Origin of the sequence: Pseudomonas sp. B21-023, assembly GCF_024749165.1 — a bacterium.
Classification (GTDB): Bacteria; Pseudomonadota; Gammaproteobacteria; order Pseudomonadales; family Pseudomonadaceae; genus Aquipseudomonas.
In genome coordinates this window covers 2,036,614-2,054,024 of the sequence record NZ_CP087190.1, presented here as the reverse complement: position 1 = coordinate 2,054,024, position 17,411 = coordinate 2,036,614, and the positions used below count along the sequence as shown (strand labels likewise).

The 17,411-nt window shown below is 64.2% G+C and carries 13 protein-coding genes; 6 read left to right on the top strand and 7 right to left on the bottom strand.

The annotated features are described in order from the left end of the window. Positions 1-188 precede the first annotated feature (188 nt). Both LOY42_RS09345 and queD read left to right on the top strand, forming a co-directional pair. Positions 189-1,268: a patatin-like phospholipase family protein gene (locus tag LOY42_RS09345; RefSeq protein WP_139669939.1), complete on the top strand. Its 1,080-nt coding sequence runs from the start codon at positions 189-191 to the stop codon at positions 1,266-1,268. A 53-nt stretch (positions 1,269-1,321) separates the two neighbouring features. Then, positions 1,322-1,678, top strand: coding sequence for a 6-carboxytetrahydropterin synthase QueD (queD, locus tag LOY42_RS09340; protein WP_023630589.1), 357 nt, complete (start codon positions 1,322-1,324; stop codon positions 1,676-1,678). Positions 1,679-1,792: 114 nt separating this feature from the next. On the opposite strand, the gene LOY42_RS09335 is transcribed toward queD, so the two are convergent. Continuing rightward, positions 1,793-2,272: a DUF1289 domain-containing protein gene (locus LOY42_RS09335; protein WP_046854916.1), complete on the bottom strand. Its 480-nt coding sequence runs from the start codon at positions 2,270-2,272 to the stop codon at positions 1,793-1,795. Positions 2,273-2,679: 407 nt separating this feature from the next. Here LOY42_RS09335 and acnB point away from each other — a divergent pair, with 407 nt between their 5' ends. Further along, the gene (acnB, locus tag LOY42_RS09330; RefSeq protein WP_110700910.1) at positions 2,680-5,289 is read left to right on the top strand and encodes a bifunctional aconitate hydratase 2/2-methylisocitrate dehydratase; all 2,610 of its coding nucleotides are present in this window, start codon (positions 2,680-2,682) and stop codon (positions 5,287-5,289) included. Between the two features lie 183 nt (positions 5,290-5,472). Here acnB and prpD read toward each other — a convergent pair whose 3' ends face one another. The 6 genes from prpD to LOY42_RS09300 all read right to left on the bottom strand — a co-directional run bounded on the left by prpD (position 5,473) and on the right by LOY42_RS09300 (position 14,008). After that, positions 5,473-6,957 (bottom strand): 2-methylcitrate dehydratase, encoded by a 1,485-nt coding sequence (gene prpD, locus LOY42_RS09325; protein ID WP_258600358.1) that lies wholly within the window; start codon positions 6,955-6,957, stop codon positions 5,473-5,475. Positions 6,958-7,025: 68 nt separating this feature from the next. Beyond that, entirely contained in the window at positions 7,026-8,216 is a 1,191-nt protein-coding gene (gene prpF / locus LOY42_RS09320) for a 2-methylaconitate cis-trans isomerase PrpF (RefSeq protein WP_258600356.1), read from the bottom strand. A 164-nt stretch (positions 8,217-8,380) separates the two neighbouring features. Continuing rightward, positions 8,381-10,969, bottom strand: coding sequence for a Fe/S-dependent 2-methylisocitrate dehydratase AcnD (gene acnD, locus LOY42_RS09315; RefSeq protein ID WP_258600355.1), 2,589 nt, complete (start codon positions 10,967-10,969; stop codon positions 8,381-8,383). 156 nt (positions 10,970-11,125) lie between these two features. Beyond that, complete coding sequence (prpC, locus tag LOY42_RS09310) at positions 11,126-12,253, bottom strand: 2-methylcitrate synthase (RefSeq protein ID WP_139669931.1); 1,128 nt, start codon at positions 12,251-12,253, stop codon at positions 11,126-11,128. Between the two features lie 151 nt (positions 12,254-12,404). After that, positions 12,405-13,295: a methylisocitrate lyase gene (gene prpB / locus LOY42_RS09305; protein ID WP_038706441.1), complete on the bottom strand. Its 891-nt coding sequence runs from the start codon at positions 13,293-13,295 to the stop codon at positions 12,405-12,407. Further along, positions 13,292-14,008, bottom strand: coding sequence for a GntR family transcriptional regulator (locus LOY42_RS09300; RefSeq protein WP_139669930.1), 717 nt, complete (start codon positions 14,006-14,008; stop codon positions 13,292-13,294). Before LOY42_RS09300 ends, prpB begins: the two co-directional genes overlap by 4 nt. A 285-nt stretch (positions 14,009-14,293) precedes the next feature. Between LOY42_RS09300 and LOY42_RS09295 the strand changes: the two genes are divergently transcribed. The 3 genes from LOY42_RS09295 to LOY42_RS09285 are packed head-to-tail and all read left to right on the top strand — an operon-like array spanning position 14,294 to position 17,351. Next, the gene (locus tag LOY42_RS09295; RefSeq protein WP_102683263.1) at positions 14,294-14,830 is read left to right on the top strand and encodes an ATP-dependent zinc protease; all 537 of its coding nucleotides are present in this window, start codon (positions 14,294-14,296) and stop codon (positions 14,828-14,830) included. 5 nt (positions 14,831-14,835) lie between these two features. Next, positions 14,836-16,371 (top strand): inactive transglutaminase family protein, encoded by a 1,536-nt coding sequence (locus LOY42_RS09290; RefSeq protein WP_139669928.1) that lies wholly within the window; start codon positions 14,836-14,838, stop codon positions 16,369-16,371. Beyond that, positions 16,371-17,351 carry an alpha-L-glutamate ligase-like protein gene (locus LOY42_RS09285; protein WP_102683261.1) on the top strand — a complete coding sequence of 327 codons (981 nt, stop codon included), beginning with the start codon at positions 16,371-16,373 and terminating at the stop codon, positions 17,349-17,351. The genes LOY42_RS09290 and LOY42_RS09285 overlap by 1 nt, the downstream gene beginning before the upstream one ends. Positions 17,352-17,411 lie beyond the last annotated feature (60 nt).

Below are 17,411 nucleotides of genomic sequence, written 5' to 3'. Positions count from 1 at the left end.
CTCTCCTGCGAGATGTGCAATTTGTCTACGGGGTTAAGATTAACCACCGGTCCTTAACTCAACCTGAAAACAGCTGGCCGCATGATAGCGCAGCTTGCGGCCTTGTCGCGGCCACGTGGGGCGGTGATGGCATCGCCGCCTCGCGATAAAGCCCTATACTGCCCGCCTGCCCTGCCCGAGACCCCGCCATGAGCGCCATCCACATCAAGTACCCCGCCCTGACCTTCAAGGCCGGCCAGCGCGCCTTGCGGCAGATTCGCGAGCGCGGCCTGCTGGCCGCCGATGTCGGCGTGCTGCCGGGCGCCGCCGGTGGCCCCAAGCCCTTGGGAATCCAGGGCCTGGACCTGGCGCTGTTCGGTGAATGGCTGCCGACGGCACCACGGCAACGGGCATTGATCGGCGCCTCGATCGGCTCCTGGCGTTTCGCCAGTGCCTGCCTCGACGACCCGGTGGCCGGCATCCGCCGCCTGGGCGAGCTGTATACCGAGCAGGATTTCGCCAAGGGCGTGACCCCCAGGGAAATCAGCCAGAGCTGCCAACGCATGCTCGACGACCTGCTGCAGGGCCGCGATGGGCAGATCCTCGCCAACCCGCACTATCGCCTGAACATCCTGGTGGTGAAGAGCCACGGCCAACTCGCCCACGACCACCGCGCACGCCTGGGGGTGGGGCTGGGCTCGGTGATCGCCAGCAACCTGCTGGGCCGCTCGCGCCTGGCGCGGCACTTCGAGCGGGTGATCCTGCACGATGAACGTGCCGCGCCGCCGCTGGAGGCGCTCACCGACTTCCCCTCGCGCAGCCTGCCGCTGGACCTGGCCAACCTGCGCCACGCCCTGCTCGCCTCGGGCTCGATCCCGATGGTCATGGAGGGTGTGCGCGACATCCCCGGCGCGGGTGCCGGCACCTACCGCGACGGCGGCTTGCTCGACTACCATCTGGACCTGCCCTACCGGGGCGACGACCTGGTGCTCTACCCGCACTTCACCGACAAGGTGGTGCCCGGCTGGTTCGACAAGGCCCTGCCCTGGCGCAAGGGCAATGCCACACGCCTGCAGAATGTGTTGCTGATGACCCCGTCGCCGCAGTACCTCGCCGCCCTGCCCTACGGCAAGCTGCCGGATCGCAACGACTTCAAGCGTTTCATGGGCGATGCGCCGAGCCGCAAGCGCTACTGGTACAAGGCCATCGCCGAAAGCCGGCGCCTGGGCGACGAACTGCTGGAGCTGATCGCCACCGGGCGGTTGCAGGATCAGTTGCAAGCCTTGTAGCGGGCATGCTGGTAGACTGCGCGCATCGTTGATTCACACAGAGTTATGCCAGCGTGGAAATCTTTAAGGAATTTACCTTCGAATCGGCTCACCGCCTGCCCAACGTCCCGGCCGGGCACAAGTGCGGCCGCCTGCATGGCCATTCGTTCAAGGTCGCCCTGCACCTGACCGGCCCGCTCGATCCGCACACCGGCTGGATCCGCGACTTCTCCGAGATCAAGGCGATCTTCAAGCCGATCTACGAGCAACTGGACCATAACTACCTGAACGATATTCCCGGGCTGGAAAACCCCACCAGCGAAGTGATCGCCAAGTGGATCTGGGATCAGGTCAAGCCGCTGCTGCCGGAACTGTCGAAGGTGCGCATTCACGAGACCTGCACCAGCGGGTGCGAGTACACCGGCGACTGATCGAGCATCTGCATGGGCCCTATCGCTGGCAAGCCAGCTCCCACAGGTCTTGCGCACGTTCTTAAGACAGCGCGGAACCTGTGGGAGCTGGCTTGCCAGCGATGAGGGCAACGCTTATTTCTGATCTGCCGCCAAAGCATCACGCAAGAAGCTCGGGGCGATATAGCGCTGGTAATGCGCCTCGGAAAGCAAAAAGAATTCCCGGTCGATGGCGTCGCGCAGCTGTGGCAGCTCCCAGTCGCGGAACTCCGGCAGCAAGGCCATCCCGTAGGCCTCCAGGTCGCGAATCATCCGCGCCCCGCGGGCGATCAGCTGGTAGGCCCAGCAATATTCCGACTGCTGTGCCACATAGCGGATCGAACGCTGTTCAAGCTGCTCGCGCAAGCGCGCTTTGTCGAACACTTCCAGCTTGGCCATCATCACCTGCACCAGCAATTGCTCCAGGCGCAGCCACACGGCGCGCTTCTGCTCGTCGTCGTAGCCGTTCCAGTGGATCACTTCGTGGTGGAAGCGCTTGCAGCCGCGGCACACCAGGTCTCCATACACGGTGGAGCAGAGGCCGACGCAAGGCGTCTTGATGGATTGGTTGGACATGTAAAAACAACGACTTGGCGGTGGAACACGGCCCCATGTTAGCCCTTTGTCTAACCAGGGTCACCCGTTAAAGTCTTCTTCGCCGCCTTACTTTCGGCTAATTTTTGCCGTAGAATCACTCCGCCTTTTCAAGGCAACCATGTCCGTTGGAAGCTGTTTTCAAAGCGTCACGAGCACAGTTCATCCGGTAGAACGGCGTTGGCCCTGTCCATGCGAGCGCATGGCCACGGCCAACCCCTCATCAGCCTTCCGTTCTACAGGCGTAAAACTTTGAAAACAGCTTCTGTAAGGATTCTCTGCGACCCTGGCTTGCCGGCTCAAAAAGCCGTCTTCAGCGCATGGGTGCAGGAGAATGCTGGATGAGCGTCCCGGACTCCCTTTAGGGACCACTGATGAGGGTAATAACTGTGCTTGAAGCCTACCGCAAACATATCGAAGAGCGTGCCGCTCTGGGTATCGTGCCCCAGCCGCTGAACGCCGAACAAACTGCAGGCCTGGTCGAGCTGCTGAAAAACCCGCCGGCCGGCGAAGAAGCCTTCCTCGTAGACCTGATCACCAACCGCGTTCCGCCAGGAGTCGACGAAGCCGCCTACGTCAAGGCCGCTTTCCTCTCCGCTGTCGCCAAGGGTGAAGCCAAGTCGCCACTGATCGACCGCAAGCACGCCACCGAGCTGCTGGGTACCATGCAGGGCGGCTACAACATCGAAACGCTGGTCGCGCTGCTGGACGACGCCGAACTGGGCGCCGTCGCGGCCGAACAGCTCAAGCACACCCTGCTGATGTTCGATGCCTTCCACGACGTGGCCGAAAAAGCCAAGGCGGGCAATGCCCACGCCAAGGCCGTGCTGGAATCCTGGGCTGCCGGCGAGTGGTTCACCTCGCGCCCGGCGATCGCCGACAAGTACACCCTGACCGTGTTCAAGGTGCCTGGCGAAACCAACACCGACGACCTGTCCCCTGCCCCGGACGCCTGGTCGCGCCCAGACATCCCGCTGCATGCCCTGGCCATGCTGAAAATGGCCCGCGACGGCATCGAGCCTTCGCAGCCTGGTTCGGTCGGCCCGCTGGCGCAGATCGAAGCGGTCAAGGCCAAGGGCTTCCCGGTCGCCTACGTCGGTGACGTGGTCGGTACCGGTTCCTCGCGTAAATCGGCCACCAACTCGGTGCTGTGGTTCTTCGGCGACGACATCCCGTACGTGCCGAACAAGCGCGCGGGTGGCTTCTGCTTCGGCACCAAGATCGCTCCGATCTTCTACAACACCATGGAAGACGCCGGCGCCCTGCCGATCGAATTCGACTGCACCAACCTGGGCATGGGCGACGTCATCGACGTTTACCCTTACAAAGGTGAAGTACGCCGTCACGGCAGCGACGAACTGGTCACCAACTTCGAGCTGAAAACCGAAGTGCTGCTGGACGAAGTCCGCGCTGGCGGTCGTATCCCGTTGATCGTCGGCCGTGGCCTGACCGAGAAAGCGCGTGCCGAGCTGGGCCTGGCCCCTTCCGACCTGTTCAAGAAGCCTGAGCAACCTGCTGCTTCGACCAAAGGCTTCACCCTGGCGCAGAAGATGGTCGGCCGCGCCTGCGGTCTGCCGGAAGGCCAGGGCGTGCGCCCAGGTGCCTACTGCGAGCCGAAGATGACCACCGTCGGCTCCCAGGACACCACTGGCCCGATGACTCGCGACGAGCTGAAAGACCTGGCGTGCCTGGGCTTCTCCGCCGACCTGGTGATGCAGTCGTTCTGCCACACCGCGGCCTATCCGAAGCCGATCGACGTCACCACCCACCACACCCTGCCAGACTTCATCCGCACCCGTGGCGGCGTGTCGCTGCGCCCGGGCGACGGCATCATCCACAGCTGGCTGAACCGCATGCTGATGCCTGACACCGTCGGCACCGGTGGCGACTCGCACACCCGCTTCCCGATCGGTATCTCGTTCCCGGCAGGCTCGGGCCTGGTGGCCTTCGCCGCCGCCACCGGCGTCATGCCGCTGGACATGCCGGAGTCGATCCTGGTGCGCTTCAAGGGCAAGCTGCAGCCTGGCATCACCCTGCGTGACCTGGTCCATGCCATCCCTTACTACGCCATCCAGAAAGGCCTGCTGACCGTCGAGAAGAAAGGCAAGAAGAACGCCTTCTCCGGCCGCATCCTGGAGATCGAAGGCCTCAACGACCTGACCGTCGAGCAAGCCTTCGAGCTGTCCGACGCCTCGGCCGAACGCTCCGCCGCCGGTTGCACCATCAAGCTGCCGGAGAAGGCCATCGCCGAGTACCTGCAGTCCAACATCACCCTGCTGCGCTGGATGATCGGCGAAGGCTACGGCGATGCCCGTACCCTGGAGCGCCGCGCCCAGGCCATGGAAGCCTGGCTGGCCAAGCCTGAGCTGCTGTCGGCCGACGCCGATGCCGAATACGCCGAAATCATCGAAATCGACCTGGCCGACGTCAAGGAGCCTGTGCTCTGCGCGCCGAACGACCCGGACGACGCCCGCCTGCTGTCCTCGGTACAGGGCGAGAAGATCGACGAAGTGTTCATCGGTTCGTGCATGACCAACATTGGTCACTTCCGCGCCGCCGGCAAGCTGCTGGACAAGGTCAAGGGCGGTATCCCGACCCGTCTGTGGCTGGCCCCGCCAACGAAGATGGACGCCCACCAGCTGACCGAAGAAGGCTACTACGGCATCTACGGCAAGGCCGGCGCGCGCATGGAAATGCCAGGCTGCTCGCTGTGCATGGGTAACCAGGCACGTGTACAGACCGGTTCGACCGTGGTCTCCACCTCGACCCGTAACTTCCCGAACCGTCTGGGCGACGCCACCAACGTGTACCTGGCCTCGGCCGAGCTGGCTGCTGTCGCTTCGATCATCGGCAAGCTGCCGACCGTTGAAGAGTACATGCAGTACGCCAAGGACATCGACAGCATGGCTGCCGACGTCTACCGCTACCTGAGCTTCGACCAGATCGCCGAGTTCCGCGAAGCCGCGGCCAACGCCAAGATCCCGGTGGTTCAGGCGTAAGCAGCTGCAAGTGGTAAGTTACAAGCGGTAAGAAGAAGCCCCGGTAGCGATACTGGGGCTTTTTTGTTAGAGCCGCCGGCCTCATCGCTGGCAAGCCAGCTCACACAGGATCGCGCAGTGCTCAAGGTCTGCGCCAAACCTGTGGGAGCTGGCTTGTCAGCGATGAGGCCGCAACAGACAACATCAAATCACGAACAGATCGACAAACCTGTGCACGGGCATGGCCTCCAGCCTCGCCTGGTCCTTGCACAACGCCACGATTTCCTCACAGCGCTGGCGCACGTAGCGCGTCGCCAGGTTCTCCTTGAACTTCGCCTCCAGCAACGGCATCCCCTCCTTCCGCCGGCGTCGATGCCCGATCGGGTACTCCACCACCACCTGCGGCGTGTGACTGCCATCCTTGAAGAACACCTGCACGCCATTGGCAATGGAACGCTTGTCGGCCTCCAGGTACTCGCGGCTGAAGCGCGGTTCCTCGACGATCACCATCTTCTCGCGCAGGCGGTCGATGCTCGGGTGCGCGGCATGGAAGGCATCTTCGTAGTGCTCGGCCACCAGGTCACCGAATATCAACGGCACCGCCGTCATGTATTGCAGGCAGTGGTCGCGGTCCGCGGCATTGGCCAGCGGCCCTTCCTTGGAAATGATGCGGATCGCCGATTCGTGGGTGGTGATGACGATGCGGTCTATCTCGTGCAGGCGGTTGCGCACCTGCGGGTGCAGGATCACCGCAGCTTCGCAGGCCGTCTGGGCATGAAATTCGGCGGGGAAGCTGATCTTGAACAGCACGTTTTCCATCACATAGCTGCCCAGCGGCTGCGGCAGGCGCAGTTCACGCCGCGCCTCGGGCTTGAGCGCCAGGTCCTTGTTGGTGTGGCTGAACGACACGTCGTAGAACCCCCACTGCCTGGCGGTCAGCGCACCGGGCACACCCATCTCGCCGCGCAGCGCGATATCGGCCAGGCGCACGCCACGACTGGAGGCATCCCCCGCCGCCCACGACTTGCGCGAGCCGGCGTTGGGCGCATGACGGTAGGTGCGCAGGGCCTGGCCATCGACGAAGGCGTGAGAGAGTGCCGAAAGCAATTGTTCGCGGCTGGCGCCCATGAGCTTGGCACACACTGCTGTCGAGGCGACCTTGACCAACAGCACATGGTCCAGGCCAACCCGGTTGAAGGAGTTCTCCAGCGCCAGCACGCCCTGGATCTCGTGGGCCATGACCATGGCATCGAGCACCTCGCGCATGGCCAGGGGCGCCTCGCCATTGGCCACGCGTTTTTGCGACAGGTGATCGGTGACCGCCAGGATGCCGCCAAGGTTGTCCGAAGGATGGCCCCACTCCGCCGCCAGCCAGGTGTCGTTGTAGTCCAGCCAGCGGACGATGCAGCCGATGTCCCAGGCCGCCTTGACCGGATCGAGGCGGTAGCTGGTGCCTGGCACGCGGGCGCCGTGGGGGACAATCGTGCCTTCGACCAACGGCCCCAGGTGCTTGGTGCATTCGGGAAAGCGCAGGGCCAAAAGGCCGCAGCCCAGGGTGTCCATCAGGCAGTGGCGGGCGGTGTTCAGCGCCTCGGAGGACTCGACGCGGTAGCCGAGCACATAGTCGGCGAGGGTCTGCAGGACCTGGTCGTAGTCGGGACGGGTGTTGAGGTCTACGTTTGCGCTCATTCGTGGCTCCTTGATAACAGGGGCCGCAAAGCGGCCCCGCTCAACGAATGCCGAGCACTACTGATGCCTTAGAAACTATCACCGGGCACGCGCACCCAGCCCTCCATCAGCACCCGAGCGCTTCGGCTCATGATTGCCTTGGTCACGGTCCATTGCCCGTCCACCTGACGCGCCTCGGCCCCGACCCGCAGTGTCCCGGACGGATGGCCGAAACGCACGGCACTTCGTTCTCCGCCACCGGCAGCCAGGTTGACCAGCGTCCCGGGAATCGCCGCGGCGGTACCGATGGCCACCGCTGCGGTGCCCATCATCGCGTGGTGCAGCTTGCCCATCGACAGCGCACGCACCAGCAAGTCGATCTCTTCGGCAGGCACGGCTTTGCCACTGGAGGCAGTGTAGGTGCTCGGCGCCGCGACGAACGCCACTTTCGGCGTGTGCTGGCGCCCGGCGGCCTGGTCGATATGTTCGATCAGCCCCATGCGCACGGCACCATGGGCACGGATGGTCTCGAAACGCTGCAACGCGGCGGCATCGCCGTTGATGGCGTCCTGCAACTCGCTGCCGGTATAGCCGATATCAGCGGCATCGACGAAGATGGTCGGGATACCGGCATTGATCAAGGTCGCCTTGAAGGTACCGACGCCCGGCACCTCAAGGTCGTCGACCAGGTTGCCGGTGGGGAACATCGCCCCGCCCCCGCCCTCCTCGTCGGCGGCCGGGTCAAGGAACTCCAGCTGCACCTCGGCGGCCGGGAAGGTCACGCCGTCGAGCTCGAAATCGCCGGTTTCCTGCACCTCACCCTCGGTGACCGGCACATGGGCGATGATGGTCTTGCCAATGTTGGCCTGCCAGATCCGCACGGTAGCGATGCCATTGCGCGGAATGCGGCTCGCATCGACCAGCCCGCCGCTGATGGCGAACGAGCCGACCGCGGCGGACAGGTTGCCGCAGTTGCCGCTCCAGTCGACGAAGGCCTTGTCGATCGAGACCTGGCCGAACAGGTAGTCGACGTCGTGGTCGGGCTTGATGCTTTTAGACAGGATCACCGTCTTGCTGGTGCTGGAGGTGGCGCCACCCATGCCGTCGATCTGCTTGCCGTACGGGTCGGGGCTGCCGATCACCCGCAGCAGCAGGGCGTCGCGAGCTGGGCCCGGGACCTGCGCGCGCTCGGGCAAGTCTTGCAGCCGGAAGAACACGCCTTTGCTGGTACCACCACGGATGTAGGTGGCGGGGATTTTTACCTGTGGTGCATGTGCCATTGCAGTGTTTCCTGATCTTTTCATTGCGACGCAAAGACTGGGGCTGCTGCGCAGCCCATTCGCCGCGGTTCGTCGTCACGACAAGCCGGCTCCCACATGAGCATGCCGCACCTACTGTGGGAGCCGGCTTGCCAGCGAAAGGGCCGCTCAGCGGCCCCGCTTATTCAGGCCGTGCCTTCCAGGAAGTCCTGGGCAAAGCGCTGCAACACCCCACCCGCCTCATAGATCGATACCTCTTCGGCGGTATCCAGGCGGCAGGTCACCGGCACCTCGACGCGCTCGCCGTTGCGCCGCGTGACCACCAGGGTCAGCGTCGCGCGCGGCTTGCGCTCGCCCAGCACGTCGTAGGTTTCGCTGCCGTCCAGGCCCAAGGTCTTGCGGTCGGTACCCGCCTTGAACTCCAGCGGCAGCACGCCCATGCCCACCAGGTTGGTACGGTGGATGCGCTCGAAGCCCTCGGCGACAATCGCCTCGACTCCCGCCAGACGCACGCCCTTGGCCGCCCAGTCACGGGACGAACCCTGGCCGTAGTCGGCACCAGCAACAATAATCAGCGGCTGCTTGCGCTGCATATAGGTCTCGATGGCCTCCCACATGCGGGTCACCTTGCCTTCCGGCTCGATGCGCGCCAGCGAACCCTGCTTCACGCTACCGTCGTCGTTGCGCACCATCTCGTTGTACAGCTTGGGGTTGGCGAAGGTGGCGCGCTGCGCGGTCAGGTGGTCGCCACGGTGGGTGGCGTAGGAGTTGAAGTCTTCCTCCGGCAGGCCCATCTTCGCCAGGTATTCACCGGCGGCGCTATCCAGCAGGATGGCGTTGGACGGCGACAGGTGGTCGGTGGTGATGTTGTCCGGCAGCACCGCCAGCGGGCGCATGCCGCGCAGGGTACGCTCACCGGCCAGGGCGCCTTCCCAGTATGGCGGGCGGCGGATGTAGGTGCTCATCGGACGCCAGTCGTACAGCGGCGCGACCTTCGGCCCCTTGTCTTCCTCGATGGCGAACATCGGGATGTACACCTGGCGGAACTGCTCGGGCTTGACCGAGGCGCGCACCACGGCGTCGATTTCCTCGTCGCTCGGCCAGATGTCCTTGAGGCGGATTTCCTTGCCGTCGACCAGGCCCAGCACGTCCTTCTCGATGTCGAAACGGATGGTACCGGCGATGGCGTAGGCCACCACCAGCGGCGGCGACGCGAGGAACGCCTGCTTGGCGTAGGGGTGGATACGCCCGTCGAAGTTGCGGTTGCCCGACAGCACGGCGGTGGCGTACAGGTCGCGATCGATGATCTCCTGCTGGATCACCGGGTCGAGCGCGCCGGACATGCCGTTGCAGGTGGTGCAGGCGAAGGCGACGATGCCGAAGCCCAGTTGCTCCAGCTCCTGCTCCAGGCCGGCTTCCTTCAGGTACAGCTGCACCGCCTTGGAGCCCGGCGCGAGCGACGACTTGACCCACGGTTTGCGCACCAGGCCAAGCTTGTTGGCGTTGCGTGCGATAAGGCCAGCGGCGATCACGTTGCGCGGGTTGCTGGTGTTGGTGCAGCTGGTGATGGCGGCAATGATCACCGCGCCATCCGGCATCTGCCCCGGCACCTCTTGCCATTGTCCAGCAATGCCCTTGGCTGCCAGGTCGCTGGTGGCCACGCGGGCATGCGGGTTGGACGGGCCTGCCATGTTACGCACCACGCTCGACAGGTCGAAGCTCAGGGTGCGCTCATACTCGGCCTTGGCCAGGCTGTCGGCCCACAGGCCGGTGACCTTGGCGTAGGTTTCCACCAACTGCACCTGCTGGTCATCGCGGCCGGTCAGCTTGAGGTAGTCGATGGTCTGCTGGTCGATGGCGAACATCGCCGCGGTGGCGCCGTACTCCGGGGCCATGTTGGAGATGGTGGCACGGTCGCCCAGGGTCAGCGCGCTGGCGCCAGCACCGTGGAATTCGAGGTAGGCGCCGACCACCTTCTGCTTGCGCAGGAACTCGGTCAAGGCCAGTACCAGGTCGGTAGCGGTGATGTTCGGCGCCAGGCGCCCGGTCAGCTCGACGCCGACGATCTCCGGCAGGCGCATCCACGAGGCGCGGCCGAGCATGACGTTTTCGGCCTCCAGGCCACCGACACCGATGGCGATCACGCCCAGGGCGTCGACATGCGGGGTGTGGCTGTCGGTGCCGACGCAGGTGTCGGGGTAGGCCACGCCGCGGTCGTTGTGGATCACCGGCGACATCTTCTCCAGGTTGATCTGGTGCATGATGCCGTTGCCCGGCTGGATCACATCGACGTTCTTGAACGCCTGCTTGGTCCAGTTGATGAAGTGGAAACGGTCCTCATTGCGGCGGTCTTCGATGGCGCGGTTCTTGTCGAACGCCTGCGGGTCGAAGCCCCCGCATTCCACGGCAAGCGAATGGTCGACGATCAGTTGCACCGGCACCACCGGATTGACCGCGGCCGGATCGCCGCCTTTTTCAGCGATGGCGTCGCGCAGCCCGGCGAGGTCGACCAGGGCGGTCTGGCCAAGGATGTCGTGGCACACCACGCGTGCCGGGAACCAGGGGAAGTCGAGGTCGCGCTTGCGCTCGATCAGTTGCTCGAGCGATGCATCGAGGGTGGCCGGATCGCAGCGGCGCACCAGGTTTTCGGCCAGTACGCGGGAGGTATAAGGCAAGCCGTCGTAAGCGCCGGGCTTGATCGCCTCGACCGCGGCACGGGCGTCGAAGTAGTCCAGGGCGGTGCCTGGCAGGTTCTTGCGGAATGCGGTGTTCATATCGTTATCAGGCTCACGGTATTCGGTTTGCAGGTCAGGCCTTGGGGGCGCTGCGCACCCCATCGCCGGCAAGCCGGCTCCCACAGCAACGCATGGACATTGTGGGAGCCGGCTTGCCGGCGAAAGGGCTGCATGGCAGCCCCAGCGGTCGTTGCCTCAGCGCTGCTCGATCGGCACGAACTGGCGCTGCTCGACGCCGACGTACTCGGCACTCGGGCGGATGATGCGGTTGTTGGCGCGCTGCTCGAACACGTGCGCGGCCCAGCCGGTCAGGCGCGAGCAGACGAAGATCGGGGTGAACAGCTTGGTCGGGATGCCCATGAAGTGGTACGCCGAAGCATGGTAGAAGTCGGCATTGGGGAACAGGCGCTTCTGCTCCCACATGGTCTTGTCGATGGCTTCGGAGACCGGGTACAGGACCTTGTCGCCCACCTCGTCGGCCAACTGCTTCGCCCAGCCCTTGATCACTTCGTTGCGCGGGTCGGACTCTTTGTAGATGGCATGACCGAAGCCCATGATCTTGTCCTTGCGCTCAAGCATGCGCAGCAGCTCGACAGTGGCTTCCTGCGGGCTCTGGAAGCGCTCGATCAGCTCCATGGCGGCTTCGTTGGCGCCACCGTGCAGCGGGCCGCGCAGCGAGCCGATGGCGGCGGTGACGCAGGAGTACAGGTCGGACAGGGTCGAGGCACAGACCCGGGCGGTGAAGGTCGAGGCGTTGAATTCGTGCTCGGCGTAGAGGATCAGCGAGACGTTCATCACCTTGACGTGCAGCTCGCTCGGTTTCTTGCCGTGCAGCAGGTGCAGGAAGTGGCCGCCGAGGGTATCTTCGTCGCTGCTGCAGTCGATACGCACGCCGTGGTGGGTGTAGCGGTACCAGTAGCACATCACCGCCGGGAACAACGCCAGCAGGCGGTCGGTCTTGTCGCGCTGGGCGTCGAAGGTCAGCTCCGGCTCCAGAGTGCCGAGCACCGAGCAGCCGGTGCGCATCACGTCCATCGGGTGGGCATCGCGCGGAATGCGCTCGAGCACTTCCTTCAAGGCTTGCGGCAGGTCGCGCAGGCCCTTGAGCTTGTGCTTGTAATCGGCCAGCTCGGCCTTGCTCGGCAGCTCGCCGTAGAGCAGCAGGTAGGCCACTTCCTCGAACTCGGCGCCTGCGGCCAGGTCGCGCACGTCATAGCCGCGGTAGGTCAGGCCGGCACCGGCCTGGCCGACGGTCGACAGCGCGGTCTGGCCGGCCACCTGGCCACGCAGGCCCGCGCCACTGAGTACTTTTGCTTCGGCCATGGTGTTTCTCCTTTCTTGAATTTGTTATCGAAGTCTTTCTGGCTAATCCGGGTGGCTGTACCGGCCTATCGCCGGCAAGCCGGCTCCCACAAAAAGCAGGCTTGCGCAATCCTGTGGGAGCTGGCTTGCCAGCGATGAGGCCCTCACGGCCTCAACCTTTTTTCTGGGCGAACAACGCATCGAGGCTCTGCTCGAAGGCGTGATAGCCGATGGCATCGTAGAGCTCCATGCGGGTCTGCATGGTGTCGATCACGTTCTTCTGCGTGCCGTCGCGGCGCAGCGCGGTGTAGACGTTCTCTGCCGCCTTGTTCATGGCGCGGAAGGCCGACAGCGGGTAGAGCACCAGCGACACGTCGACCGACGCCAATTCCTCGGTGGTGTACAGCGGCGTGGCGCCGAACTCGGTGATATTGGCCAGGATCGGCGCCTTCACCCGGTCGGCGAAGGTCTTGTACATGTGCAACTCGGTGATCGCCTCGGGGAAGATCATGTCGGCGCCGGCCTCGATGCAGGCGGCGGCGCGATCCAGCGCGGCGTTCAGGCCTTCCACCGCCAGGGCGTCGGTACGGGCCATGATCACGAAGCTGTCGTCGCTGCGTGCATCCACGGCCGCCTTGATGCGGTCGACCATCTCCTGCTGCGAGACGATCTCCTTGTTCGGGCGGTGACCGCAGCGCTTGGCGCCGACCTGGTCCTCGATATGGATGGCGGCGGCGCCGAACTTGCTCATCGACTTGACAGTGCGGGCGACGTTGAAGGCCGAAGCGCCAAAGCCGGTGTCGACATCCACCAGCAGCGGCAGGTCGCACACATCGGTGATGCGCCGCACGTCGGTAAGCACGTCGTCCAGGCCACTGATGCCCAGGTCCGGCAGCCCCAGGGAGCCGGCGGCGACACCACCACCGGAGAGGTAGATGGCCTTGAAGCCGGCGCGCTTGGCCAGCAGGGCGTGGTTGGCGTTGATGGTCCCGACCACCTGCAGCGGATGTTCGGCGGCGACCGCGTCACGGAAACGCTGGCCGGGCGTGCTCTTCACTGTCATGACTCACCTCGTGGGCTATTGTTGTCGGCACCCTGGTAGTGGCGCTCGATATTGCGTTTGGACGCGCCGATGTGGCGGCGCATCAGGAGTTCTGCAAGTTCACCGTCGCGGGCTTCGATCGCATCGAGGATACGGTGGTGCTCGGCGAAGGCCTGGCGCGGGCGGTTGGGCATGGAGGAGAACTGGATGCGGTACATGCGCACCAGCTGGTACAGCTCGCCGCAGAGCATCTTGTACAAGGTCTGGTTGCCGCTGCCCTGGATGATCCGGTAGTGGAAGTCGTAGTCGCCTTCCTGCTGGTAATAGCCCTGCCCGGCCTGGAACGCGGCATCGCGCTCATGGGTATCGAGCACATGGCGCAGCTCGTCGATGGCGGCCTGGCTCATGCGCTCGGCGGCCAGGCGGCAGGCCATGCCTTCGAGCGATTCGCGGATTTCGTACAGCTCGATCAGCTCGGCGTGGCTTAGCGACACCACTCGAGCGCCGACATGGGGCACGCGCACCAGCAGGCGTTGGCCTTCGAGGCGGTGAATGGCTTCGCGCAGCGGGCCACGGCTGATGCCGTAGGTACGCGCAAGCTCAGGCTCGGAAATCTTGCTGCCGGGGGCGATCTCGCCCTTGACGATGGCGGCCTGGATACGCCGGAAGACATGCTCCGAGAGGGTCTCGGTCTCGTCCTGCGGCAGTGCCACGGCCTGGGATGCATCCAGCATGATTGTCGACACCTTTAAAATCAATGACGGCAAAACTAGCTAAACAGAGAGCCACAGTCAAAGACAAAAAGAACATTGTCGACAATCGTCTAATAACGAACTAACCAAGCCCACCCGCGGTCAGATCGCGGGCGCGCTGGCGTCAAGGCACCGGCGTGATAGAATGCCGCGCTCCTTCGGGAGCATGGATAGTGTGTCTGTCATCCTTTCATGCCCATGACAGATCAATGAGGACGCTTGGCCAGTCGCCTTGCCCTGAACTTTGCACAGCACCGCGCCAGGATTATGAGACTCAAACCCGCTTCATTGCTGCTCTGCCTGACCCTGCTGCCGGCACTCGCGCCCGCGGCCGAAAAGACCGTGTACGGTCTCAATGAATACGCCCGCCTGGGCGACCTTGACCTGGAAGTGGCAGCCAAGCTCGACACCGGCGCCAAGACCGCCTCGCTCAGCGCCCGCGACATCAAGCGCTTCAAGCGCAACGGCGAGAGCTGGGTGCGCTTCTACCTGGCCATCGACGCCGCGCACAAGCACCCCATCGAACGCCCTCTGGCCCGCGTCAGCAAGATCAAGCGCCGCGCCGGGGACTATGACGCCGATTCGGGCAAGGCCTACACTGCCCGCCCGGTCATCGAACTCGACATCTGCATGGGCCAGACGCGACGCACCATCGAGGTCAACCTCACCGACCGCAGCGCCTTCCAGTTCCCGCTGCTGATCGGCTCCGAGGCCCTCAAGCACTTCGGTGCGCTGGTCGACCCAAGCCTTAAATACGCGGCCGGCAAACCTGCCTGTGCCACCGAAGCTACCAAAGCAGAGTAATTCCGATGCGCTCTCTTACCCTCCACCTGAAAGTCCTGATCACCATCCTGGTGGTGCTGGGCATCGCGATCACGGCCTACCAGATCTTCGCCCTCGGCATCCCGGTGACCGAGGACGAGACCGATGACCTGTGGAACATCGACGCCAAGGTCGAGTTCGTTGCCAGCGCCAAGGACCCGGTCAAGGTGCAGATGTTCGTGCCCCCGCTGAACCGTGACTACGTGAGCCTCAACGAGAGCTTCATCTCCAACAACTACGGGGTCAGCGTCAACCGCGCCGACGGCAACCGCAAGGTGACCTGGTCGGCCCGTCGCGCCAGCGGCAACCAGACCCTCTACTACCGCCTGGTGCTGACCAAGCGCTACAGCACCGAGAAGGCCAAGATCAAGGGCCCGACCTTCCGCGACAGCCTGGCCGTCGAAGGTCCGGAGAAGATTGCCGCCGAGGCGCTGATGGCACCGATTCGCCAGCATTCGGCTGACGTCGAGACCTTCGTCAGCGAGACCATCAAGCGGGTCAACAACGCCAACGACGACAACGCCAAGCTGCTGCTGGCCGGCGACAACTCGCCGCTGAAGAAAGCCCAGGTCATCGACCTGCTGCTGTCTATCGCCCACGTTCCGCTGGAGAAGGTCCACACCATCCGCCTGGTGGCCGACACCCCGCAGAGCCCTGAGCTGTGGCTGCGCAGCTTCAACGGCAACGACTGGCTGTACTTCAACCCGGAGACCGGCGAACAGGGCCTGCCCAGCGACCGCCTGCTGTGGTGGACCGGCGACGACAACCTGATCACCGTCGATGGCGGCAAGAAGGCCACCGTCACCTTCAGCATGAACAACAGCGAGATGAACGCCATCCGCCTGGCCAAGCTGACCGACGAGAACACCGACGCCGACTTCCTCGAGTACTCACTGTACGGCCTGCCGCTACAGACCCAGCAGACCTTCATGATCATGGTGATGATCCCGATCGGCGTGCTGGTGATCCTGGTGCTGCGCAACCTGATCGGCATCCAGACCCTGGGCACCTTCACCCCGGTACTGATCGCCCTGGCCTTCCGCGAGACGCAACTGGGCTTCGGCATCATCCTGTTCACGGTAATCACCGCCCTGGGCCTGTCGCTGCGCTCGTACCTGGAACACCTCAAGTTGCAGATGCTGCCGCGTCTGTCGGTGGTACTGACCTTCGTCGTGGTGCTGATCGCCGCCATCAGCCTGTTCAGCCACAAGCTGGGCCTGGAGCGCGGGCTGTCGGTGGCGTTGTTCCCGATGGTAATCCTGACCATGACCATCGAACGCCTGTCGATCACCTGGGAAGAGCGTGGCGGCGGCCATGCCATGAAAGTGGCCGTCGGCACACTGTTCGCCGCCTCCATCGCGCACCTGCTGATGACCGTGCCGGAAGCCGTGTACTTCGTCTTCACCTTCCCGGCGGTGCTGCTGATCCTGGTGGGCTTCATGCTGGCGATGGGTCGCTATCGCGGCTACCGCCTGACCGAGCTCGTGCGCTTCAAGGCATTCCTGAAGAAGGCTGACGCCTGATGTTCGGCCTGATCAAGACGTGGAAAGCCCTGGAGGCCCGGGGCATCATGGGTATCAATCGGCGCAACGCGGACTACGTGTTGAAGTACAACAAGCGCCACCTGTACCCGATCGTCGACGACAAGATCATCACCAAGGAGCGCGCCTTGGCGGCCGGGATCCATGTGCCGGAGATGTACGGCATCATCGAGACCGAGAAGCAGATCGAGAAGCTCGACGAGATCATCGGCGGGCGCAGCGACTTCGTCATCAAGCCGGCCCAGGGCGCCGGTGGTGACGGCATCCTGGTGATCGCCGACCGCTTCGAGGACCGCTACCGCACGGTCTCGGGCAAGATCATCAGCCATGAGGAGATCGAGCACCAGATCTCCAGCATCCTTACCGGCCTGTATTCGCTGGGCGGGCACCGCGACCGGGCGCTGATCGAGTACCGGGTCACTCCGGACCAGATCTTCAAGAGCATCAGCTACGAGGGGGTGCCCGACATCCGCATCATCGTGCTGATGGGCTATCCGGTGATGGCCATGCTGCGTCTGCCGACCCGCCAGTCCGGCGGCAAGGCCAACCTGCACCAGGGCGCCATCGGCGTCGGTGTGGACCTGGCCACCGGCCTGACACTGCGCGGCACCTGGCTGAACAAGATCATCAGCAAGCACCCCGACACCACCAACGCAGTGGACGGCGTGCAACTGCCGAACTGGGACGGTTTCATGAAGCTTGCGGCCAGCTGCTACGAGCTGTGCGGCCTGGGCTATATCGGCGTGGACATGGTGCTGGACCAGGACAAGGGCCCGCTGATCCTCGAACTCAACGCCCGCCCCGGCCTGAACATCCAGATCGCCAACGACTGCGGACTCACGCAACGCACCCACGCCATCGAGGCGCACCTGGAGATGCTGGCCAAGGAAGGTCGCAGCGAGGATGCCGAGCAGCGCGTGAAGGTCTCGCAAGGCCTGTTCGGACACGTTCATCCAGGCTGAAACCTCGTAGGAGCGGGCTTGCCCCGCGATTGGCATAAAGGCAGCCTGCGCTATCGCGGG